20 protein-coding genes are annotated in these 21926 nt (G+C 55.3%); 10 read left to right on the top strand and 10 right to left on the bottom strand.

The features are described from left to right. Positions 1-110 precede the first annotated feature (110 nt). Positions 111-491: a nitrogen fixation protein gene (locus PL263_RS07390; RefSeq protein ID WP_278212381.1), complete on the top strand. Its 381-nt coding sequence runs from the start codon at positions 111-113 to the stop codon at positions 489-491. Between the two features lie 183 nt (positions 492-674). Further along, complete coding sequence (locus PL263_RS07385) at positions 675-866, top strand: hypothetical protein (RefSeq protein ID WP_140912231.1); 192 nt, start codon at positions 675-677, stop codon at positions 864-866. Positions 867-1014: 148 nt separating this feature from the next. Here the strand turns inward: PL263_RS07385 and PL263_RS07380 are convergent, their stop codons facing one another. Then, entirely contained in the window at positions 1015-1329 is a 315-nt protein-coding gene (locus tag PL263_RS07380) for a DUF6156 family protein (RefSeq protein ID WP_278212380.1), read from the bottom strand. A 292-nt stretch (positions 1330-1621) separates the two neighbouring features. Here PL263_RS07380 and PL263_RS07375 point away from each other — a divergent pair, with 292 nt between their 5' ends. Both PL263_RS07375 and PL263_RS07370 read left to right on the top strand, forming a co-directional pair. Then, positions 1622-2980, top strand: a complete 1359-nt coding sequence (locus PL263_RS07375) for a (Fe-S)-binding protein (protein ID WP_278212379.1) — start codon at positions 1622-1624, stop codon at positions 2978-2980. Between the two features lie 3 nt (positions 2981-2983). Further along, a complete protein-coding gene (locus tag PL263_RS07370) occupies positions 2984-4690 on the top strand; it encodes an ATP-binding protein (RefSeq protein ID WP_256610498.1) in 1707 nt (568 codons plus the stop codon). Positions 4691-4879: 189 nt separating this feature from the next. Here PL263_RS07370 and PL263_RS07365 read toward each other — a convergent pair whose 3' ends face one another. The 6 genes from PL263_RS07365 to PL263_RS07340 form a co-directional block, all read right to left on the bottom strand. Next, positions 4880-5425 (bottom strand): flavodoxin, encoded by a 546-nt coding sequence (locus PL263_RS07365; RefSeq protein ID WP_278212378.1) that lies wholly within the window; start codon positions 5423-5425, stop codon positions 4880-4882. Positions 5426-6060: 635 nt separating this feature from the next. After that, positions 6061-6525 (bottom strand): transposase, encoded by a 465-nt coding sequence (locus PL263_RS07360; RefSeq protein ID WP_347568944.1) that lies wholly within the window; start codon positions 6523-6525, stop codon positions 6061-6063. A 578-nt stretch (positions 6526-7103) separates the two neighbouring features. Further along, complete coding sequence (locus PL263_RS07355; protein WP_278209869.1) at positions 7104-8117, bottom strand: IS110 family transposase; 1014 nt, start codon at positions 8115-8117, stop codon at positions 7104-7106. 319 nt (positions 8118-8436) lie between these two features. Further along, positions 8437-9768: a hypothetical protein gene (locus PL263_RS07350; protein ID WP_278212377.1), complete on the bottom strand. Its 1332-nt coding sequence runs from the start codon at positions 9766-9768 to the stop codon at positions 8437-8439. After that, the gene (locus PL263_RS07345; RefSeq protein ID WP_278212376.1) at positions 9755-10195 is read right to left on the bottom strand and encodes a hypothetical protein; all 441 of its coding nucleotides are present in this window, start codon (positions 10193-10195) and stop codon (positions 9755-9757) included. Before PL263_RS07345 ends, PL263_RS07350 begins: the two co-directional genes overlap by 14 nt. A gap of 263 nt (positions 10196-10458) precedes the next feature. Beyond that, positions 10459-11742 carry a DUF2130 domain-containing protein gene (locus PL263_RS07340; protein ID WP_278212375.1) on the bottom strand — a complete coding sequence of 428 codons (1284 nt, stop codon included), beginning with the start codon at positions 11740-11742 and terminating at the stop codon, positions 10459-10461. A 425-nt stretch (positions 11743-12167) separates the two neighbouring features. On the opposite strand from PL263_RS07340, the gene PL263_RS07335 reads away from it, so the two are divergent. Together PL263_RS07335 and PL263_RS07330 are read left to right on the top strand one after the other, a co-directional pair. After that, positions 12168-12503, top strand: a complete 336-nt coding sequence (locus tag PL263_RS07335; protein ID WP_278212374.1) for a DUF1508 domain-containing protein — start codon at positions 12168-12170, stop codon at positions 12501-12503. A 59-nt stretch (positions 12504-12562) separates the two neighbouring features. Next, positions 12563-13162, top strand: coding sequence for a hypothetical protein (locus tag PL263_RS07330; protein WP_278212373.1), 600 nt, complete (start codon positions 12563-12565; stop codon positions 13160-13162). 32 nt (positions 13163-13194) lie between these two features. Here PL263_RS07330 and PL263_RS07325 read toward each other — a convergent pair whose 3' ends face one another. From PL263_RS07325 to nifL, 3 genes are all read right to left on the bottom strand, one after another. Then, positions 13195-14217 carry an acyltransferase gene (locus tag PL263_RS07325; protein WP_278212372.1) on the bottom strand — a complete coding sequence of 341 codons (1023 nt, stop codon included), beginning with the start codon at positions 14215-14217 and terminating at the stop codon, positions 13195-13197. A gap of 546 nt (positions 14218-14763) precedes the next feature. Next, the gene (gene nifA, locus PL263_RS07320) at positions 14764-16290 is read right to left on the bottom strand and encodes a nif-specific transcriptional activator NifA (RefSeq protein ID WP_140912220.1); all 1527 of its coding nucleotides are present in this window, start codon (positions 16288-16290) and stop codon (positions 14764-14766) included. After that, positions 16283-17920 (bottom strand): nitrogen fixation negative regulator NifL, encoded by a 1638-nt coding sequence (nifL, locus tag PL263_RS07315; protein WP_140912219.1) that lies wholly within the window; start codon positions 17918-17920, stop codon positions 16283-16285. Before nifL ends, nifA begins: the two co-directional genes overlap by 8 nt. A 269-nt stretch (positions 17921-18189) precedes the next feature. Here nifL and rsxA point away from each other — a divergent pair, with 269 nt between their 5' ends. Genes rsxA through PL263_RS07295 form a run of 4 tightly spaced genes read left to right on the top strand, consistent with a single transcriptional unit; the run spans position 18190 to position 21923 of the window. Next, positions 18190-18771 (top strand): electron transport complex subunit RsxA, encoded by a 582-nt coding sequence (gene rsxA / locus PL263_RS07310; RefSeq protein ID WP_064023544.1) that lies wholly within the window; start codon positions 18190-18192, stop codon positions 18769-18771. Positions 18772-18781: 10 nt separating this feature from the next. Next, positions 18782-19315 carry an electron transport complex subunit RsxB gene (gene rsxB / locus PL263_RS07305; protein WP_140912218.1) on the top strand — a complete coding sequence of 178 codons (534 nt, stop codon included), beginning with the start codon at positions 18782-18784 and terminating at the stop codon, positions 19313-19315. A gap of 11 nt (positions 19316-19326) precedes the next feature. Then, positions 19327-20865 carry an electron transport complex subunit RsxC gene (rsxC, locus tag PL263_RS07300; RefSeq protein WP_278212371.1) on the top strand — a complete coding sequence of 513 codons (1539 nt, stop codon included), beginning with the start codon at positions 19327-19329 and terminating at the stop codon, positions 20863-20865. After that, positions 20862-21923, top strand: a complete 1062-nt coding sequence (locus tag PL263_RS07295; RefSeq protein ID WP_278212370.1) for an RnfABCDGE type electron transport complex subunit D — start codon at positions 20862-20864, stop codon at positions 21921-21923. The genes rsxC and PL263_RS07295 overlap by 4 nt, the downstream gene beginning before the upstream one ends. Positions 21924-21926: the final 3 nt, after the last annotated feature.

The following is a 21926-nucleotide window of genomic DNA, read 5'->3' as shown; positions in this document are numbered from 1 at the left end:
CCTTGCCTTATGTGCGGTTAAATCGGTAATCTGCTGCTGGTTTTTCCGTTGGCGCCCGCAACCGGGCGTTCGGAGAGTGGCGGATTTTTCTTGGTAGAGGTGAGCGCACGATGACACAGAAAATTATTGCGGTGGCAGTGAATCAAGACGGTACGATTGCGGCACACGCCGGCCGCGCGGCGAATTGGCGGGTCTACGTCGCTTCCGAGTCCGGGGTGGAACTGGCCTGGACGCTGGATTTGACCGAATTCGGCGGCCTGCACGAATGGCACGTGCGCGGCGACGGCAACCGGCATCCGCTGCATGATGTGGACGTGGCGATCGCAGCGTCGGCCGGCGACGGCGTGATTCGCCGCTTGGCGGAACGCAATACCGAACTGCTCACCACCGGCGAAACCTCGCCGCTGCAAGCGATCGCGGCCTATCTGGCCGGAACGCTCGCCGCCGGTCTGCCGCACGACGAACAGCAATGTCTGAACGGCCATCCCTGACCACCGATACTTAGCATTGCCGGCCTGACGCCGTTCGCGTTGGCTTGAGTAATACACTTACCTTTTGCACTGTTTTATTAATCAAAACAATCAATTGAACGTAGCGTGTATTGTCGATTTGTAATGCACCGGTATAGTGAAAGCGTATTTTCATTACGACCGAATCACGGTCTGGGAGGCCACATGAAAATCGCTAATACCGGAAGTTTCGGTTTGACGATCGCGGCACTGGCTACGGCCGGTTTGGCGGGTATTTTGCCGATCGATTTTGTTGTGCCGGCAGTCTTGTTCGCGTTGTTGGTACGCGGTAGCGTTGCGTTAATTGAAAAGGCGCTCAACGGTGCCGACCAGCCTAAAGAACTGGATCGGCATTGATCGTCAAGCTTTTGTTAGCCTGGCCCTAATTCTTACTGGTATTCCGTTGCTACCCTCCGGGGGACAAAGGCGGGCGGTGTTTAAGGGCCGGGTTAATAGCAATGGTGCGGCAGACTGAAGCAGGCGTTTTCCGGCGAAGAAAAGCCGGTTAAGCCGATTGGTCTTCGATCGCCGTACCGTTCTGGTCGAAGCGCAATACCGCGATTTCGCCGTCCGCATCGGTAATTTCGGCGTCGGCCAAGACGCCGTTCGGGTGGTAGCGGTAACGATGGCGCAGTTCGATATCGCCATAGACCAGTTTTTCCAATAACAGCAGGCGTTGGTCGGCGTCGAAAAAGCCGCGGAAGTAAGTGTTGCGATTTTCCAGATGGCTTTCATCGGGCAGCTCGTTGACCGGTTTCAGCGGTAATTTGACCCCGCTATAGCTGATGAAATAGCGGCAAACACAGTTATCCAATTCCACGTCTCGTTCCTCACAAATCAAAAGTCAAATTTCCGCAAATATTGTGCCGGAATATCCGCCGCCGAATTCTCCGGGTTGCTGCCGATTAATCGCGTATTTGCTGTGGTAAATGCTGCGGCGACGGTAGGCTTTGTCGGATTTGCGACATTCGGGCTTCGCTACCGAAAGCCGGGCGCTCGGCGATACGCGCGGCGGTAACATCGGCGTCGGTGCCGATTTCCGCTGCCACGCCGGATTCAACCGGTGCTGGCGCCGATTTTGCTTGAGCGAAGTTTTAACTTGCTCAGCCTTCATGAAACTGTTTCTCGACTGGTCGTCTTACCGCAACGCCGGCATGGGCGACGCCTACGCCGATATTCCCAAGCACGGCGCCGATTTCGCCAAGGCGGTGGCGGTGTGCATCGGCAGCAAGCAATGCCAGCAGCAGGCCGACAAGGGCGTGATGTGCCCGAGTTTTCGGGTCAGCGGCAATCCGGATTTGTCGCCGGGCGGTCGGGTCAAGCTGTTGAAAGCCGCGCTCAACGCCGATAATCCTGAGGCCTTGTTCGATCCGGCATTGGTTGCCGCGATGGACTTGTGCGTGGCTTGCAAGGGTTGTAAGCGCGAATGCGAAAACGAAGTGGATATGGCGGCGATCAAGGCCGAATTCCTGGCCCAACAAGCCGCCCGCCGCGGCCTGCCGTTGCGGCGCAAATTGTGGGGGCATTTGCCGCGCTTGCTCAAATTCCCGCTGCTGCGGCGTTTGATCGCTTGGCGCAACCGCTCGCCGCTGCTGGCCAAACTGGCCGAAACCGCATTAGGCATTAGCGCCAAGGCCGAATTGCCGCTGCCGGCCGAGCAGCCATTCTATGTGCCGCAACAAACCAGCCTGGCTCTGCACCCGGAATTAAGCGACCGGCAAGTGGTGTTACTGGTCGACACTTTCAATTACTACTTCAATCCGGCCTCGGCCGAGGCAGCGAAAAAGCTGTTAAGCGCGGCTGGTTACCACGTCCACGTCGCGACACCGTCTGCCGAAGACATAGACCGGCGGCCGCTGTGCTGCGGTCGCACTTATTTCTCCAACGGTATGCTCGAACAAGCCCGCTTTGAGGCGCGCCGGATGATGGCCGCGTTAGGCGAGCACATCGATGCCGGCCGCAGCATCGTCGGCCTGGAACCGTCCTGCATTCTGAGCTTACGGGACGAATATCTGAAACTGGATCTGGGCGAATCGGCGCGGAAATTGGCCGAAAAAGTCGTGCTGCTGGAAGAATTCATCGTCCGCGAACAAAGCGCCAAGCGCTGGACTTTGGACTTTCAAGCCATTCCGGACTCATCTCGCGTGTTGCTGCACGGCCATTGCCACCAAAAAGCGGTCGGCTCGATCAAGTCGGTCCGCAAAATTCTGAAGCAAATCCCCGAGTTGTCGTTCGAATTGATCGAAGCGTCCTGCTGCGGTATGGCCGGCAACTTCGGCGTCGAAGCCGAGCATTACGCCGACGCCCAGGCAATGGCCGAACTGGCCTTGTTCCCGGCACTGCGCGCCGAGCCGGACGCGCTGCTGGTCGGCAGCGGTTTTTCCTGTCGCGAACAAATCGTTGGCGGCGGTTTCAGCAAACCGCTGCATTTATCTGAACTACTTTGTCTTGCCTTACCGTCACAGGAGTGATGCATGAAATTATCCATTGAAAAACCGCACTTGCAGCAACTGTTGGCCGCTCACCCGCGTTTGAACGGACTGAGCGAGCAACTGCGCTTCGGCAGCAAGGCACAGGTGTTTTACGACCAACTCAGCAGCGCCGAGATGGCAACCTTGGCCGGCATTTACGCCCAGCAAGGCGAGAGCCTGCAACAGCAGGCCGCGTTGCTGACCGCCTTGCAGCAAGCCTTGAGCGACGACCAGCGCCGCTACGGCCCGGACGATCTGGAAAAACTGCTGCCCGACATCGCCAGCTACTTGCTCGACGGCGCGATTCGCGGCTGGTTGTTTCATGTCGAACACGGCGGTAGGACGCTGGCCTATTTGATCACCCGGGTCGATTACACGCCGCCCGGCGAGGAAGAGGCCGGCCGTATCCTGATCGAATTAAAAGCCAACAGCAAGGGCAAGATCGCGATCGAAACCCTGATCATCCGCGGCAAGGACCTGGACCATAAAACCATCCCGGAAATCTTCGCCGGCAAGGGCTATTTAAAGGAAACCGCCGATTTGATCGCCAGCTACGACGAAGCCGCCGGCCGTTATTTCGACTGGCGCGGCCGTTACGGCGAGCAATTCTCCGGCTGGGGCACCGGCATCTACGCCGAAGATCCGACTGCCAGCCACCGCAGCAACGACTGGACCCGCAAGAATACCGTGGTGCTGTCGTCCGGCGGCGGCGCCTGTCGCCTGGTTAACGACGAAAACATCCTCAGCGACCGGGCGCTGACTTTGGAGGCCTCCGGCGACATTTTCGGCACCTATCTGCGCAAGGCCGGCAAAAGCATGCGCTACGACAGCAAAACCGAGAGCCAGATGGAAAAAGCCAAGGCCGAGGTCGGCAAGGGCTTGTTCACCGAATTGCCGGTACACGGCTACATCCTGCTGTTTCATCTGGAATTGCACCACCACGTTTGGGTCCACGTCGACGACATACAGCCCTACGTCTACCAGCCGGAACTGAAGCAAAAGCTGATTCTGCCGCCCGAACAAACCGATTTGATCGACATCCTCACCGCCGAAATGGACATGCTGATGGACGACATTGTCGAAGGCAAATCCGGCGGCACCACGGTGCTATGCGCCGGACCGGCCGGTGTCGGCAAGACGCTGACTGCCGAGGTCTATTCGGAGATCATCAAAAGGCCGCTGTACCGGGTGCATTCCGGCCAGCTCGGTTTGAACGTCGCCGAAATGGAGAAAACCCTGAAGGAAACCCTGATCCGCGCCCAGCGCTGGGGTGCGGTGATGCTGATCGACGAGGCCGACGTCTATATTAAAAAGCGCGCCGACAATCTGGCCTCCAACGCCGTGGTCGGCGTATTTTTAAGGGTGCTGGAGTACTTCAACGGCCTGCTGTTCCTGACCACCAACCGGGTCGACGATATCGACGAAGCCATCATCTCCCGCTGCATCGCGATGATCCGCTACCACTCGCCCAACAGCGCCGACCGCCGCAAAATCTGGAAAGTGATGACCGAACAGTTCGCGTTGCCGGTCGCGGACGAATTGATCGAACAACTGGTGGACCTGTTCCCCGGCGCCTCCGGCCGCGACATCAAGGGCCTGACCAAACTGGTCGCCAAGTTCTGCCTGCAAAAGCAACTGGCGCCGACGCTGGACGTGTTTATTCGTTGTTCGGTGTTTAGAGGGCTGGAGTTGGTGGATCAGGCGGCTTAATTACGGTTTAGCGTACTCGCCAGCGTTGATAGAGCGTCGTGCCTTTTCGCAGCGGCGCGTTGCGAACCGGTGGCATTCGACATCCGGCTGGCTGCCAGCCCGCTGCTTGAAGCCTTATTGAGTACGCCCTTGGATAGGTTCAGAAGCCATAGGCCATAAAGGCGACCGGGGTAGCCAAGGGACGAGTTACTAATTCAGCTTCTCCAACAGCGCCGGTTTGATTTGATCCAGCCAATCCAGAATCCGCGATTTGGTCATCTCGGGTTGATTGTGGTGGTCCAGAACCAAGCCGACAAATTTGCCGTCCACCACCGAATTGGAATGGGTAAAGTGATAACCGGCCGTGCTCCAGGCGCCGACCACCTCGGCGCCGTAGCCGGCCACGTAGTGGTACAAATGAATCAAGGAACCGGCGAAGCGATCGTAGTATTTTTGCTGATTGCCCAAGCCAAACAAGGCGATACGCTTGCCGGACAGATCGGCTTCGTCCAGCCGGAACAAAAACTCTTCCCAATTGCCTTCTTCGCTACCGGTGGTGCGGCCGGGGATTTCGCCGACCCCGTAGCTGGGCATCCCCAGAATCAAGGCCTTGTAGCTTAACAGCTGGGCGACCGACGCCCGATTCACATTGATCGGTTCGCTGGCGATATCGTCGCCCAGCACGCGATACATGACTTGAGCCATCATCTCGGTCATGCCTTCTTCGGTTCCGTAGAAAATGCCAATTTTGTTCATGGTTTAACCTCGGATTACGGTGTCCATTTAACGAAGCAAAATGTAAACCACTCGCTGTTTTGGAACGGCGGCGATGCGGGCCGGGCGCGGGAAAGCTTTCCGGATACCGGCAAGCGTTGAAATTCGGCCGGTTTTGTCAATGCCGATTCGCTGCCGGCTTAAAAAGCAGCCGAGTGATCTGGGCCTTGCGGGCTGCCGCTTGGTGATTTTGCCGACAATCCGGCCGACAGAGGGATGAGTTTGCGACAAAGGGCTTGGTCCAGCGTTAAGCGTTTGAGTGGGGGTGGCGCATAAACGCTTGCCCTGATCTTTTCGCCCCCAGTTTGGGAATAGGCTAACCGGGCCGACCACATTGACGTCCTGTTACATCGCGATGATTCGCTACCTCACACGGAACGGCACCGACGGTCGCAAAATATGGAAAGTGATGACCGAACAATTCGTACTGCCGGTGGCGGACGAATTGATCGAGCAATTGGTGGATGTGTTTATCCGCCGCTCAGTGCTTAGAGGACTGGAGTTGGTGGACCGGGCGGCGTGAAACGCTAAAGCGAGTCGATCCCGATCCGGACCCTCTGGTTCCCAAGCTCCAGCTTGGGAGCCCACCGCCCGGAAGCTCCAGCCTCCCGACCCAATCACCAGTCCCGAACCACCTCTATCAAACCTTCCAACCCAGCATAATTTCGCGCGCTGGAATAGCGCCAATGCTCCGGCAAATCCACATAACCCCGCTCCACCGGATTGCGGTGAATGTAATCCAGCTTCTGCCGCATCACTGCCTCGCTTGAGATCAACTGCGGATGACTACCTTCCTCCCAGACCTGATACTCGCTTTCGATCTTATGCGGCCGCTTCAGCAACGCCAATAGCTCCAACATCCGACCCGAGCTGCTTTGCTGCAGATAGGCAATGATTTGCTTGGCGGTATAAGCCTTAAACCGCTGCATATCCCGGCTCAAATCCGGCGACGCGGCAATCAGGTGCAAGTGGTTTTCCAGGATCACATAACCCTTTAGTTTAACGCCGCTGTCGCGCTGCAAAAAAGCCAGGAATCCAGCACGATATTCACCGTCGCCGGGCGGGTGAACAGCGGCAGCCACTGATTGGTCGTCGCGGTCAGGAAGTGGGGCTGGGGTTTTGCAGGACGCGGTGGCGGCTGCGGGTCATGGGCTATGGGAGTTATTCATGGAACAGAAACTGAGGCTTTGGAACCAGCAAAATACAAATCAGCTTATAGTATGTGCCGACGTAAGGAGGCGCATCTGTCGCGAACGATGCGCTTCACGTTGTTCAGCACATATATGGACTCCTCCCCAATTGCAAGCCAAGTGTTATCAAAATTGATGTTTCCAACAGAGATCAAGATTGCAGCCATATATTCGGTCTCTTGATGAAGGTACTTGATAGGCCTTCGGACCCTGATGAATCTATCCGCGCGCTTTTTCCACTATCATCCTAACGGTTTCTTAAGAACCTATGCGCGGAACGGGATTTAAAAGCACCGGTCTGACCTGTTGAATGTCATCACTTTTGAGTTACTTGCCTCCGCAATCTGTTGAACTCTGTTTGTCTTGCCCTACACCGGATTGAGGGTTATCCACGCTTTGCCCGACGCCGGAGCCCTTCCCTCGCGTGGAGGCGTTGGGCAAAGGGTGGATAACCCGGCATCGAACGGTGGTTATGCCCCCGCTCGGTATGCTTTGCCCTGCGTCGCCATCGCCCAGAGTATCCGGGCATTCTTGTTGGCCAGCGCCACGGCGGCTTTGTTGAAGCCTCGTCGTTCGATCAGACCTTGCAGCCAGCGACTCAGCGGATCGGTCTTGCCGCTGCACACTTTTAGCACTGATCGCGCACCGTGGATCAACAAGGTGCGCAAGTAGCGGTTGCCGCGTTTGCTAATCCCCAGTAATACCTGTTTGTCGCCACTACTGTGTTGTCTGGGCACCACGCCCAGACTGGCGGCGTAATCACGTGCTCGGGTATAGCCCTTGCCGTCGCCAATGTCCGAAGCCAGGATGGTGGCGGTGATCGGCCCAACACCCGGCACGTCCCGAAATCGTTTACTCAGCGCATTTTGCTCGCATAAGCGGCTGATACGTTGCTCGTGGGCCTTAATGTCAGCGTCGATGGCTACCAGACGCTGATACTGTTCGGCAAACAATTCGCGGCCCGTGGACGTCAGTGCATTGTCGGCGTCTTCCAGAATCAGCGGTAAGGCTTTGCGCACGCTGTTAAGGCCTGTTGCCAGCACGATGCCGCGCTCGGCCAGAAAACCGCGCATCTGGTTGGCCAGCGCCGTGCGCTCGGCTACCCGTTCTTGGCGCAAGCGGTGAAGCATCTGCATATCTTGTTGAGCATCGTCTTTCACCGCTACCTTACGTTTGTTGGGCCGGGTGACCGCCGTGAAAATGGCTTCGGCATCGTTAAAGTCGTTCTTGTTGCCGACTACAAAAGCCTTCACAAACTTGGCATTCAGCAGCACGACTTCATGACCGAGTTTGGTCAGCTCCCGCGCCCAGTAGTGAGCGCCGCCACAAGCTTCTAGGCCAATCAGACTAACCGGCAAGTTGGCGAAATAGCTCAGCATCTCTGCCCGTCTCAGTTTCTTTTTCACCGGCCTGTCGTTCGCCGCCTGGCTGTACAGATGAAAAATGCTTTTTGCCGTATCCAGACCCACCACGTTACTATTCATTTCGCACTCCTCGTCGCTCCGTTTAAATTCTCTGGCGCAGTATGACACGGCGTGGGGTGGGGAGGAGTCCATGCCATCATCCTACGGTCCTGTCACCGGTCAGGGTAAACAGCGGCAGTCATGGGTGATCGTCGCGGTCAGGATATGTGGGTAAGGGCGTTAGGACTCCATAGCGGGTTGTGGGACCGGGTATGAAAGTTGGAGAGATTCCCAGAGTCGGGATTTCCAAGCTCCGGTTTGGGAGCCGACCCAGTCGACAGCTCCGAGCCATATTCGTGCGAGCAGAAATATCCGCGCCCAAACTGCAGAATTTAAGAGCTTAAGCGATAAGGTAGGGCAGTTTTTCCGTATATCCACTTAACATGGAATAGACAAGGCCATTATTCTTTAACAAGCTGTCGACCGTTGTTTGGCTCACTTGGAAATGGTCGGCGGCTTCTTCAATTGCTGTTTCCGAATAATCGCCTTCCAAGAAGCCTTTCAGCGCATCGATCGGACAAAGAAATTCAGCGGCGAATGCGCGTTGATATTTTTGTCTTGCCGTGGATAAATCAGTGCTTGTTAGCCAATGGTGGTTGGCACTGCTTGTCAACACAAAATCGCCCAATAGGCGTGCCAATTCAAAGCGTTTTGCCTGAGGATGTTTTTTTCGTGGCACAAACTTGAAGTGCTCACCGTTTGCAGGTATCGCAATAGTGGCACTGCTACGCGCAAGAGGCACCCAACTCTCAACGTTATCTTCCGACAGGCCTAGCAAGCCGTAAAGCTGTTTGTTGTCGATGGCGCCTTCTTCGTTACTTAAACATTGGCGCAATTCCTTTGCCGCTGCTACAGCTCGTTGCCACGGCAAACCGGTTGCGGATTTAGATTTGGTTAACTGCGGCATGTCCGGCTTTCCGGTTAAACCTTTACCATCGATCAAGTCGTCAATGGCTTTCAGAGGTTCGTCGCTGGCTGTTCTGCCATATACCGGAGCCAATTCGGTTAGCGCTTCGGCCCCCATGCGTTGTTCGAGCTTTTGAGCCTTGGCCATTAATCTTTCCGGGCATTCGTCCGGATCGTAGCCTAATTCGGCTTCCAGCTTTCGGTAGTCGGCAATTTGATGGTCGGCCGTTTCTTCCTGAATTAATTGCCATAGCTTATATAAGTCGCTGTGTTTGCAGTCGACGGCTTCCAGGTGGGTTATTACGGATTCGACAAACCTGGTTACGCTACGCTGAAATTCGGCCAATTTGACGGATGCATGACCATCCAACCCGTTCAAATATTTGACAGACTGAGCGATAGTGGCGCTGGATGATTCCGCCCAAATTTGCATGACCTCGCAGTCGGATGCGAACACGACTTTCGGCCATACGAAGCTGTGGTTGGCGGCACCGATTTCGTGCGCCATTCGCCAATCTACAGCAGGCGGTTTTCCATGGGCAGGTAAAGGCTCGAAATTGAGCCGCCACCATGACGAGGCCAACCACATTGCCAAAGGGTAAGCAGATACTAAAACTGAATCGCGTACCGATTTGGCCCAAATGTCATCGTTTCGGGTTAGGTTGACATTGCCGACATGCAACGCCAATTCGGCCATAGTATTGGCGAGTTCCGGAACATCATGTCCGGCAGCAGCCCATTCGAGGTCAAATTTAAGCTCGGCCATGAGAAAGCTTCCAGCGTTTAATTACTTCGCTTGCCAGAGGATCCGATTCCGGCATGGGGTAGCCGTGATAGGTGCCTTGTTCTTTGTTATCGAGTTGCGCTTCCAATGCTTCGCCCTTTTCTGTAACTGACCAGATATTTTGCGGCCAATCGCCGTTATAACGTTCGCTGACCAATCCGTTTCGCAAACCAGATTCCAGCAACGATTGCGCTATACGTTTGGAAAAAATATTGACGGCATCACACAGAGATTTCCCCGGACGCGCTCCGCTAGGCGGTGTAAGTCCAAAGTCACCGGGGTTTTGTTTATGTTCCGGATTGCCGACGTACTTGACTTGTTTTGCAAGCTCTTCGCATTGTTGGCGTTCGGGATCCGTTAGCTCTTTGATTACGCGCTTGTTGTTGAACTGCTGGAATCTTCTTTTCATTTTATGCAGTTAACTTGATTTCTGAAATCGAACGTTTACTTCTACTAGAAAGATATTTGAATGGAATATACCAAACCTCAGGTGTAGTTAAAAACTTTTGTTCGCAAGGCTTTAGCTCTTTCGCTCTCGCTAACCCAGTAACATTATCTTGTAATGTTTTGCCCTCCAATCCACAACTAGAATGGAAGCAGGAGCTGTCAAGACCGTGGTTCCCAAGCCGGAGCTTGGGAACCAGAAGCCGGATCGACCAGCAGGGCTATGGCTCAATCCGAGTCTTCATCCACCCCCAACGCCCGCATCTCCAAGCCTTCGATCTCCTGCAAGGACTTGCCGGCGATGCCTTGCAAATCGCCGTACATGCCGACCGTGGCGTTCATGACCCGCTCGATTTGCGCTTCGCGTTTGGCCCATTGCTTGAGGATGGCTTTGCGTTCCTTGTCCAGGTCTTCCTGCATGGTCGAGAAGGCTTCGACGATGGCTTCGACCCGTTGCCGAAAACGCGGGCCGGTCAGATATTGGTAAACCATCTCGGTTTTGCCGTGCTGGCCTTCGGCGGCGAGGCGGGCCAGGCCGATTTCCAACAGGGTATGGCGAAGTATGGTCGCGACCGGCAACGCGGCGCGCGGGCCGGTGACCCAGACGCCGTCGATGACGTCGAAGGTTTCCACGTCTTTGGGCAGGGTCTGGCTGACGATTACCGCCAGTTCGGCCTTGGCGGTGCGCTGGTCTTCGCGCAGTTTCACCAGCCAGCCGTCGCTCCAGTTTTTGGTGCGTTTGGATTCCCACAAGATGCTGCCGGCCGGGGTGCCCGAAGGGCCGGCGACGCGCTGTAACACGTCGCCGCCGAATTCGCCTTTGGCGACCGGTTCGATGCTGTCGAACGGGAACTTGGCACGCAACAGGTTTTCCAGCTCCAGCTCTTGGACTTCGCCTTGCAGTTGCTGCGAGCCTTGTTCGGCTTTTTGTTTGAGTTCCTCGATTTTTTGCTGCATCGCGGCGATGGTCTGGTCTTTTTCCAGCACTCGCAGTTTCAATCCTTCCTCGGCTTCGCGTTTGGCCTGATCGCGGACTTGGCTCAGGTTGTCCTGCACCCGTTTTTCGACGGTCAGTTCCAGTTCGCGTTTGGCGTCATCGAGTTCGCGTTGCTTTTTAATCAGTTCGGCCTGGGCTTGTTGGGCTTCGGCCAGTTTGGCGTCGCGGACTTTCAATACTTCGGTCAGGTCGGCCAGTTCGCGGTTTTTATGCTCCAGCTCGGCGGCGGCGGCCAGTTTGGCCTTGCGGCTTTCTTCTTCGATGACGCGTTGGCGTTCGGTTTGTAGCTGTTTCTCGACTTGTTGTTTGACCTGATTTTCCAGTTCGCGTTGGGCGTCCTGTAATTGCTGTTGCTGCTGTTTCAGGCCTTGCTCGCGCTGGGCGATGTCGGCGTCTTTTTGTTTGATCTGTTCCTCGAACTGTTTGCGTGTCGCGGCGATCAGCGGCGCGGCCAGTGATTCGGTCAGCGGCACGGCGGTGCTGCAATTGGGGCAGGTGATGGTAGCTTCGGTCATGGGCGATTTTGCGGTTTGGCGGAGGGGGCATGATAAAGCCGAATCGGCGCTGCGTCTAACGCCGAAGCTTGCGATGCGGAGCGCCGCGGCGGGTTAGATCGTTCTAATTACGTTGAGTAATCGGCCCGATGCCTGGCGCATGCTGCCAAGCCGTTTCTTATATTGGCCGAACATTTCACAGCAGCAGTGAATAAATCGGCGTCGATGTTGTGTGGCAAAGCCGACAATGTGAGGTATGACATTGGAGTTGTGACTGATTTTAAAAGGGTTTTTATTGGCATAAGGCTTGCTGTCGGCTACTGAGGGCAGCCTGCAACCCTTCGATTGTCCGGCAGTAGGTTTGCTGCAACGGTATTCAAGCCAGCGAAGGGCTGAATTTTAATCGGCGACCCGTTTAATCCCAGCCTTAAATTTTGGAGCAGCCCATGCCAGCGACTTTCGAACTGAAAACCAACGACGACAACCAGTATTTCTTTCATTTTTTGAACGGTAAAGGCGAGCTGATTTTGATGAGCGCCGATTACGGCAACAAGGACGAAGCGCTAAAGGCAATTAAGGAAGTCCGGACCGGCTCGCTGATGAGCCAGCAGATCGCCGCCGGCAAGGTGCCCGAGGGCGATACCTTCTTCGTCATCAAAGATACCAAGGGTGACATCATCGTCAAAAGCGTTTTATACAGCTCGGCCATGGTGTTCGATAACGCGCTGCACACCGTCAAAGACAACGCCTGCGTTGCCGAAATCGTCGATTTGACCGCCTGACGCGCCAGGGCGCGGCATGCATCGGCTTTATTCAGATAGCGGAATCGGGTAACGGCACTATGGCAATCGAACTTAAATTAACCAAGGAACTGGCCACGGTTTGCGTCACGGCAAGCGAGTTGGCTGCAATTGAAACGCTGATCAAGGGCGAATTGGCCAAACCCGCCTTCGTCGAGCAACTCGACAAAATAGGCAATGCGATACGCGATTGCTTCGCCGAAACGGCTGCCGTTTTAGCGCCTTGGCTGGAAATAGACAACGAGACCGAGTTTTGCAATCGGTACGATGCTGCCTATGCCGATTACAAAGCCAGCTACCTCGGCATCACCAATCGGCCGCGGCTGACGTCCGAGCGGGCGTACGTGGACTATATGCTGCTGCGGGAATTCAAGGAAACTCAAACCGCATACCCGTTGTTGAAGACGACTTTCGCCCGGTTGGACGAGTTTATCGACAAATGGATCACCAACGACGCCTGGCTGGCGATGACGATCGAGAATTTCGTCAAAATGCTGTACCGGTTTCTGACTGAAATCGCCGAGCTGAAACAGAAAGACCCGACCGATGCTTTTACGCTTTACCGAGCGTTGATGATCGCTTTACACCCGTATTACGCCATGCTGCAAAATTACCGGAAAGTGGTCGAAGAACCGGTTTGAGCAGGATCAAAGCGGAGGGTCATCGACGGGCGTCAGGCTGACCTTGGACTCAATGAGTAGGGTTTCTCGACGTAAACGAACAATAAAGCCGATGGCACTAATGTCAGGCAAAACGCTGCCGGCAGAAATACCCAAAATAAAAAGGCGTGATCGTTGATCGGCGGATAGGTATGCGTGGCAATCAGGAATATGAATTTTAGCGCCAGTCCGTGCATGAGATAGTATGAATAACTCATATTGCCCAGCCAGCGAATAGGGTCCAAAGAAAACAACCTTGCGCTGAAATTAGGCGGGCTGAAACATTCCAAGCAAAAAATATAAAAAAGAACGAATAGAATCGGGTAGCGCCAATAGTCGTCGATATTTAGTTTTTGCAAGATCGCAACGGAGCCGAGCGCCATAATCAGTGCTGGCAGGCCCAGGTATAGCGGCTTTCGCAGCGGATAGTGGCTCACCGTTTCGTAAAGCAGTATCCCGGAAATAAACATCAGCAGACGTATATGCCTGGGATAATGGCTGAAGTAAACGAACATTAAAACGCTGACGAACAAAAATAACAGGACCCGAAACTTGTGGGGCCAAGATCTGAGATTGAAGCAAAAAATAACTAAAGGCGTGATTAAATAATAAAAAAATTCGTAACTTAAGGACCAGGCAACGGTTATTATGGGTTGGATGTTGAACAGACCGGGCAACAATAAGTAGTTTTTAATAACGTAAATCGTACCGTGGACCGGGCTGGACGGTATTTTGGATTCGTTTGGAAAAACGATCGACAGCGCTAGATAAATAATAAATACTGCGGTAAACGTTGGGTAAATTCTCTGAATTCTCCGCCTGACATAGTTTAAAAAAGGCTTTCTTTTTTTAATCAGCATTCCGTAAATCAGGAAACCGCTCAACACGAAAAATAAGTCGACGCCGATATTGCCTACGCTTTGTAAATAGGCTGCAACCGCGTAAGTGAAACTGCCGGGATTGATCCAGGGTTTTGCCAGCGTCGTGTAATGCACGACAAAAACCAAAAATACCGCAAAGCCGCGAATGCCTTCCATTGAAACGATCGTATTATGGTCGGCGTGGGTAATCTGGAACGGGTTATTGGGCCACTTCATCAGTTCGGTATTAATTGCGACTAGGTTTTCTAAAGATCAGGTCCGCCTATTGTTTGGCTTTATGGGCTAACAGGTTGGTGAAAAACCATATTTGAGACGCTAATTTTGCTCAATCGAACCAGCATTTAGTAGGAAATCGGCTTCATCGCCACTAAATATAGAGTCATTCAAAGCCAAAAAAGAGTTTTTCACCAACCTGCTAAAGCCTGCGGCGCTACCGCGCCGAGCCTGACCAAATCCAATTCATCGGATGCTTCTGACTATAGCAGAAGGGCAGGGGGACGAGAATGCTGTAGCCAAAGGCAGTGCGTCGGCTAGTATTCGGCAAACCCTGGCAGCTTGCCGGGAGTGATCGATTCGTCAGGCCGAACCGCTGTTATCGGGAATTCGCACGGAGAGTCTCCGGTTTCCGCAGGAAAGCGGTGGCTGCGGGGAGGCTCGGGCCGGCAGGCATGCCGGCCTGCTGTTGCGGGTTTTCGAGCCTGCTTAGATTTGTTTGACGTTGATATTCAAGGTTTGGATCCGGTAAGCGATTTGCCGCGGCGTCATGTCCAGCAAGCGGGCCGCCTTGGCTTGTACCCAGCCGCTTTGCTCCAGCGCGGCAATCACCCGTTCCCGCTCGTCCATGCTCTCGTCGTGCAGATCGATATGCTTGATCGATTGCGGCGTGCGGCTGATGCCGATTTCGTTTTCCAGACCGGTGCTGGCAATCACGTCGCGGTCGATAGTGCCGTCGGCGCTCATGATCGCGGCGCGTTCCAGCCGGTTTTCCAGTTCGCGGACGTTGCCGGGCCAGTCGTGTTTCATCAGGATGCGGATTGCACTTTCCTTGATTTCCAGGGGCCGGCCGCCCTGTTGTTTGGAGATCCGGTTCAATAAAAAGGCCGACAGTTCCGGGATGTCCTCGATCCGCTCCCGCAACGGCGGCATGTTGATCGGCATGACGTTGAGCCGGTAATACAAGTCCTCGCGGAAATTACCGTCGGCCACTTCCTGCTCCAGATTGCGATTGGTCGCGGCGATGATGCGGACGTTGACTTTCAGCGTGCGCACGCCGCCGACCCGTTCGAACTCGCCTTCCTGCAGTACTCGCAGCAACTTGGCCTGGAACGACGCCGAGATCTCGCCGATTTCGTCCAGGAACAGCGTGCCGCCGTCGGCCAACTCGAAGCGGCCTTTGCGTTGGCCGATCGCGCCGCTGAAGGCGCCTTTTTCATGGCCGAACAATTCCGATTCCAGCAAGGTGTCCGGCAGCGCGGCGCAGTTCAGCTTCAGAAACGGGCCGTTGGCGCAGGCCGAATTGAAATGGATCGAGCTGGCGACCACTTCCTTACCGGTGCCGGATTCGCCGCGGATCAGCACTGTGGTATGCCATTTCGCCACCTGACGAATGATGTCGAACACCTTCAACATCGGTTCGGAGTGGCCGATGATGTTTTCGAAGCGATAGTTTTTGACCAGGGTCTGCTTCAGATAATCGCGTTCATTCAACAGCTCGTTTTGTTTGCGTTCCATCACCCGCAGCATGTTGACGCTATGCGCGATCAGGTTGGCGACCATTTCCATGAAGCGGGCACGTTCGCCCAGAAACGTGGCGTCGCAGGGTTGGGCGGCCAGAATCCCGACCACTTCACCTTGTTCCACCGCCAGCGGCGAGCCGATGAAGGGTAGGTCCGGATCGTAAAGCCCCAAGCGGCTCAGGAACCGCGGTTCGTCGGCGATGCGTTCGACTACAATCGTGCTGCCTTCATCCAAAATCGCCCCGACCAGGCCTTCGCCGGGCTGGTAACGTACCGAGCGGTCGATGCCTTCGCCGTATATCTCGCAGATGCCCATGCTGTCGTCTTCGATGTCGCGCAGGGTGATCATGCCGAAGCGCAAGCCGCTACGTTTGTGCAAAATCTCCAGAATGCCTTTGAGTTTGCTGCGTAACTCGTGGGTGCTGTTCAGCAACTGGCTGACCATGTAGAGCGTATCCAGCTCCGATTCGACCAGTAATAATCGTTCAGTCATGGATGCTCACCATGGCGGAATTTTTTTGACAGGGAAAGCCGAGTTTGAAACTGCAGCCGTTTTGGTAATCGGGATCGATTTCGATCATACCGCTGTGCTGATTGACGATTTCCTTGACCATCACCAGACCCATGCCGGCCTGTGCGCTCTTCAGGTTTTGCGAGGTGGTGAAAAACGGCTCGAACACCTTGCTGCGCTGGTTGGCCGGAATCCCCGGCCCGCTGTCGGAAATAGTGACGTTGACCCAGTCGCGGTCGGTCGCCGTCGTGATTTTGATCAGCCGTTCGCGGCTACCGGCGCGGTTCATCGCATCCACTGCGTTATCGATCAGTTGTTTGAACAGCATGCGCAATTTGTTTTCGGAGCCGAGAACATTGGGCAATACCGGATTCGGCAGCCAGTCGACCACGACGCCGTTGGCCAGGAATTTATTGCTGTGTAACAGCATGACTTCGTGCAGCAGTTGGTTCAGATTGACCGGTACCACCGCCGCTTCCGGGATTTCCGGCACGCAACGTTGCAGCGTTTCCAGGGTTTCTTCACCCATTTTTTGCACTTGGCCGAGTAATTCGCGTAACGGGCCGTTGCTGGCGTCGTTACGTTGGCCCATGATTTGAATCGCTGCATTGATTTGATTCAAGGGCTGGCGAATTTGGTGCATCGCGCCCAGCAAGGTCTCGCGTATGCTGCGGATATGTTCCTCTTCGGCAAGCAAAGTCCGTAACGACTGAATCTGTAACTTTTCTTGTTGCCGGCGCAAGGTGGTGATGTCGTTGAGCGTCAACAACAAATAATCCTTGGACTGGCGGGCAAAAAAACTGTCGGCGCAGACGTCGTTTTCGATGAACCAGTTGCCGGAGCAGGAAAACCAGCGAGCCCCGCGCAAGCCGCTGCCTTCGATCCGGATTTCCCGGTTGGCGAAACCTTGGTGGCGGTTGATGTCGGCGCTCCACAAGTCGCCCATTTCTTGCTCCAACGCATCCAGAAAAAACAGGGCCGGCTCGTCTTTGTCCAATTCGCTGATCAGCATCTTGTACATTTGGTTGTCCAGCACTACGCGTTTGTCGCTGTCCAGCACCGCCATCGCTACCGGCGAAGCGTTCAATACCGATTCAATCAGTTGCTTCTGGTTGTTGACCTGTTGTTCGGCGTAGTGGGCTTGGGTCACGTCGCGGTGCATGCCGATGTAATGGCTGATCGCTCCTCTTTCGTCCAGCATCGGCGCGATGGTCAAATCGGCCAGATAACGTTGTCCCATCTTTTGCCGGTTGACTAATTGCCCATGCCAGACCTGTTTACGGGATATGGTGTGCCACAAGTCGTAATAGATTTGTCTGGGGGTGGACTTGTCGGACAGTTGCGATTCGTTTTTACCGAGAATTTCCGCCGCGTTGTAGCCGGTCACTTCGGTGAATGCGTCGTTGATATAAAGAATGTTGGCTTTCTTGTCGGTAATCGAAATCGCCACCGGCGCCTGCTCGACGGCCTTAACGAACAACGAAAACGGCAGCGTTTTGCTCGGCGTTTTGGCAACGGCTACTGCCGGACTGCTTCCGGGCGCGGCCGTTAGCAGTTCGGCGGTTTCGCTATCGATCTGGCTTTGCAGAAAGTCTGGAGTCGATTTGCTCATGCGCATAGATCTCGTCTGATTGATGAAGTCCACAAAACACATGCAATTTGGGCGCCAAATACGAATTTGCCTGCCTACGCTCGATAAATCCTGACGATTTGTGCGGTTTGCGACAATTTTAAACCCGGTTGTTTTGCCTCTGTGTTTTTTGACACAGAAATTTGTGGGGCCGATTTTGCGGTTTTTGCACTAAAACGGTGAGCTGACGGGCCTTTGCAGCGTTGGCACAATTGATGCTGATTACATTGCAAAACACCAGGTTTAAGGCGATGAGCGAATACTTACTTCTGATATTGGGTACGGCGTTGGTCAATAACGTCGTGCTGGTCAAGTTTCTCGGATTATGCCCGTTCATGGGCGTGTCCAATAAGCTCGACACGGCACTGGGTATGGGTTTGGCAACCACCTTCGTGTTGACGCTGGCATCCGCCGCCAGCTGGGTGTTGGAACACCGCTTGCTGATACCGTTCGATATCGGCTTTTTGCGAGTGCTGGGATTTATATTGGTGATCGCCGCCGTGGTGCAATTTACCGAAATGGTGATTCACAAGACCAGCCCGGTCATGTACCAGGTGCTGGGGATTTTCTTACCGCTGATTACGACGAATTGCGCGGTGCTGGGTGTGGCCTTGCTCAACATCCAGGAGAAATACGATTTCGTGCAAAGCCTGCTGTTCGGCTTTGGCTCGGCAATGGGTTTTACCCTGGTGATGGTGCTCTTCGCCGGTCTGCGTGAACGCTTGGCGCTCATGGCGGTACCGGCGCTTTTTTCGGGGACGCCTATCGCTTTTATTACCGCCGGCATTTTATCGCTGGCATTTATGGGGTTTGCGGGTCTTTATACTAAATAAGAGGCGCATTATGTACGTACTGTCCGCCATCGTTGTTCTGACTGCACTGGGACTGTTACTAGGGCTGGCGCTGGGGATTGCCGGAAAGTATTTGAAAGTAGAGGCCGATCCGCTGATCGAAAAAGTGGAGGCGTTGATGCCCGGTTCGCAATGCGGACAGTGCGGTTATCCGGGCTGCCGGCCTGCGGCTGAAGCGGTGGTATCGGGCGCGGCGCCGGTGACTTTGTGCCCGCCGGGGGGAACGTCGCTGGTGGAGCAACTGGCCAAGTTGCTGGGCGTGGAAGTCGATTTGAGCCAGACTCAGGACCAGGAGCCGATGGTGGCCCGGGTGAGCGAGGAAACCTGCACCGGCTGCACCCGCTGCTTCAAAGTCTGCCCGACCGATGCGATCGTCGGCGCGCCGAAACAAATCCATGCCGTGGTTGCCGATGCCTGTATCGGTTGCAAAAAATGCGTCGAAGTCTGCCCAACCGAATGTTTGCAAATGTATCCGATCGAAGTGACCCTGCGCAATTGGCGCTGGCCTAAACCGCTGGCGGCCTGACGGAGAAGCCTATGCTCGCATTGTTCGAAAATCCCCGTTTGCGCGGCGGTATTCACGCCGAAGAACACAAAACCGAGACCTCGGCGCTGCCGATTGCGACCGATTTTCCGTTGCCGAAGAAACTGTATATTCCGGTGCAGCAGCATGTGGGCAAGCCGGCCGAGCCGTTGGTCATGGTCGGTGAAAAAGTCTTGAAAGGCCAATTGCTGGCGTACAGCCAAGGTACCATCTCGGCGCCGGTACATGCGCCAACCTCCGGCACCATTGTCGATGTCAAAGACTTTCCGGCGCCGCACCCGTCGGCCTTGCCGATCCGCACCGTCGTGTTGGAAAGCGACGGCCTCGAACAATGGGCGGAGTTGAACGTCGCAGAAGACCCGTTTCAGCTCGATCCGGAAGAAATCTGCCTGCGGGTCGGTGCGGCCGGCGTGGTCGGTCTGGGCGGCGCGGTATTCCCGTCGGCGGTGAAATTGAGTCTGGGCCGGAAGAACAAAATCCATACGCTACTGATCAACGCCGGCGAATGCGAACCCTATCTGACTTGCGACGACCGCTTGATGCAGGAACGGGCGGCGGAAATAGTGGCCGGCATCCGGCTGATGTTGCGCGGGATGGATGCGCCCAAAGCCTTGGTCGGGATCGAAGACAACAAGCCGGAAGCCTTTGCGGCGATGCGCGAGGCCAGCCGCGACTTCGCCAATATCGTCGTCTCGCAAGTGCCTACCCGCTATCCGATGGGCTGGGATCGGCAAATGCTGCGCTACCTGACCGGCCAGGAGATTCCTGCCGACGGCCGCGCCACCGACATCGGCGTCGTAGTGCATAACGTTGCCACCGCGTACGCGGTTTATAAAGCCGTTTGTTTGGGCCAGCCCTTGATTAGCCGGGTGGTGACGGTGTCCGGCGCGGCGGTCGCGCAGCCGCAGAATGTCGAAGTGCCGATCGGTACCCTGATGTCGGAAGTATTGGCCTATTGCGGCCTGGACAAAGCCAAAATGGCGCGGCTGGTCATGGGCGGGCCGATGATGGGCGACGCATTGCCGATTGCTGAGGTGCCGGTGGTCAAGGCCTGCAACGGAATTCTGGCATTGTCGCAAGCCGATATCGAAGAGCCGGAAGTGCAGCCTTGCATTCGGTGCTCGAGTTGCGTGACGGCCTGTCCGGTCGGTTTGTTGCCGTTGGAGATGGCCAGCCGGATCAAGGTTAACCAACTCGATGCGGCGGTGGATTTGGGGCTGAAGGATTGCATCAGTTGCGGTAGTTGTTCTTACGTTTGTCCCTCTAACATTCCGTTGGTGCACTACTTCAAGTTTGCGTCCGGCGAACTGGTCAAGCGCCAACAAGCCGAGCATAAAGCCGAGCAAACCAAGCGTTTGATCGAAGACCGCAACAACCGGATGGAACGCATTCGCTTGGAAGCCGAAGCCGAAGCCGAGCGCGCCGCCGAAGCCCGTGCCGCCAGATTGGCCGCCCAGCAGCAGGCGCAGCAAGCTAAAGCCGAAGGTACCGAAAAAACCGCGCCGGGCGTCGCCGCCGAGGAGACCGCATGAGCAGCAAACCGATCAGCGGGCCGCACGTTGCGGCGACCCGCCGCGTAGACCAGATCATGTGGCTGGTGATTAAAGCCATGGCGCCGGCAATCGCCTGCGGCATATTTCTGTTCGGTTGGCCGGCCCTTTACTTGCTGGCAACGACCGTAGCCGCGGCACTGTTATTCGAAGCGTTCAGTTTGAAACTGAAGGGCGTTGCCGCCATGCCGTTTTTGCGCGACGGTTCTGCCATCGTCACCGGTTTGCTGGTGGCCATGACCTTGCCGCCCTGGGCGCCTTGGTGGATAGGCGTGGTCGGTGCGGCCATCGCGATCGTGCTGGGTAAGCACGTCTACGGCGGCTTGGGCCAAAATCTGTTCAACCCGGCCATGCTGGCGCGGGTGGCCTTACTGATTTCGTTTCCGATCGAGATGACGACCTGGGCCAACGTGTCGCCGTTGTTCGCGGGTCCGGGGATGATCGATAGTTTGGGTATTACCTTCGGCGGCTTGCAAAATGCCGATGCCGTGACCGGCGCCACCACCTTGGGTTACGTCAAAACCGAATTCTCCCAAGGTCGCTTGCTTCCCGGCAGTTTGTTGGATTATTCCGGTTTTCTGGCCTTCATCGGCTGGGAGCGGGGTAGCCTGGGCGAAACGTCGTCGCTGCTACTTTTGGCAGGCGGCATCTGGCTGATGCGGCAGGGCGTAATCAAATGGCATATTCCGGTATCGCTGTTGCTCAGCATTTTTCTGTTGTCGAGTCTGTTTCATTTACTGGATAGCCAGCACTATCTGGGGCCCTGGGTGCATTTGAATTCCGGTGCGGTGATGTTAGTGGCGTTTTTTATCGCCACCGACTACGTCACGTCACCGAATACGCCGGTGGGCCAAATTATTTTCGGTGCCGGTTGCGGCATGTTGATTTACGTGATCCGCACCTGGGGTGGCTATCCGGAAGGTACCGGCTTTGCAATCTTGTTGATGAACGCCGTGACGCCGTTGATCGACCATTACATCCGTCCGCGGATCTACGGCCGTTACCGTAACGGCAAACCGCTCGATATTTCCAACTCCTGAGGC

Origin of the sequence: Methylomonas sp. EFPC3 (assembly GCF_029643245.1) — a bacterium.
Taxonomy (GTDB): Bacteria; Pseudomonadota; Gammaproteobacteria; order Methylococcales; family Methylomonadaceae; genus Methylomonas; species Methylomonas koyamae_B.
Note: the sequence above shows the minus strand (reverse complement) of the source record. Positions and strands in the feature narration are given on the sequence as shown.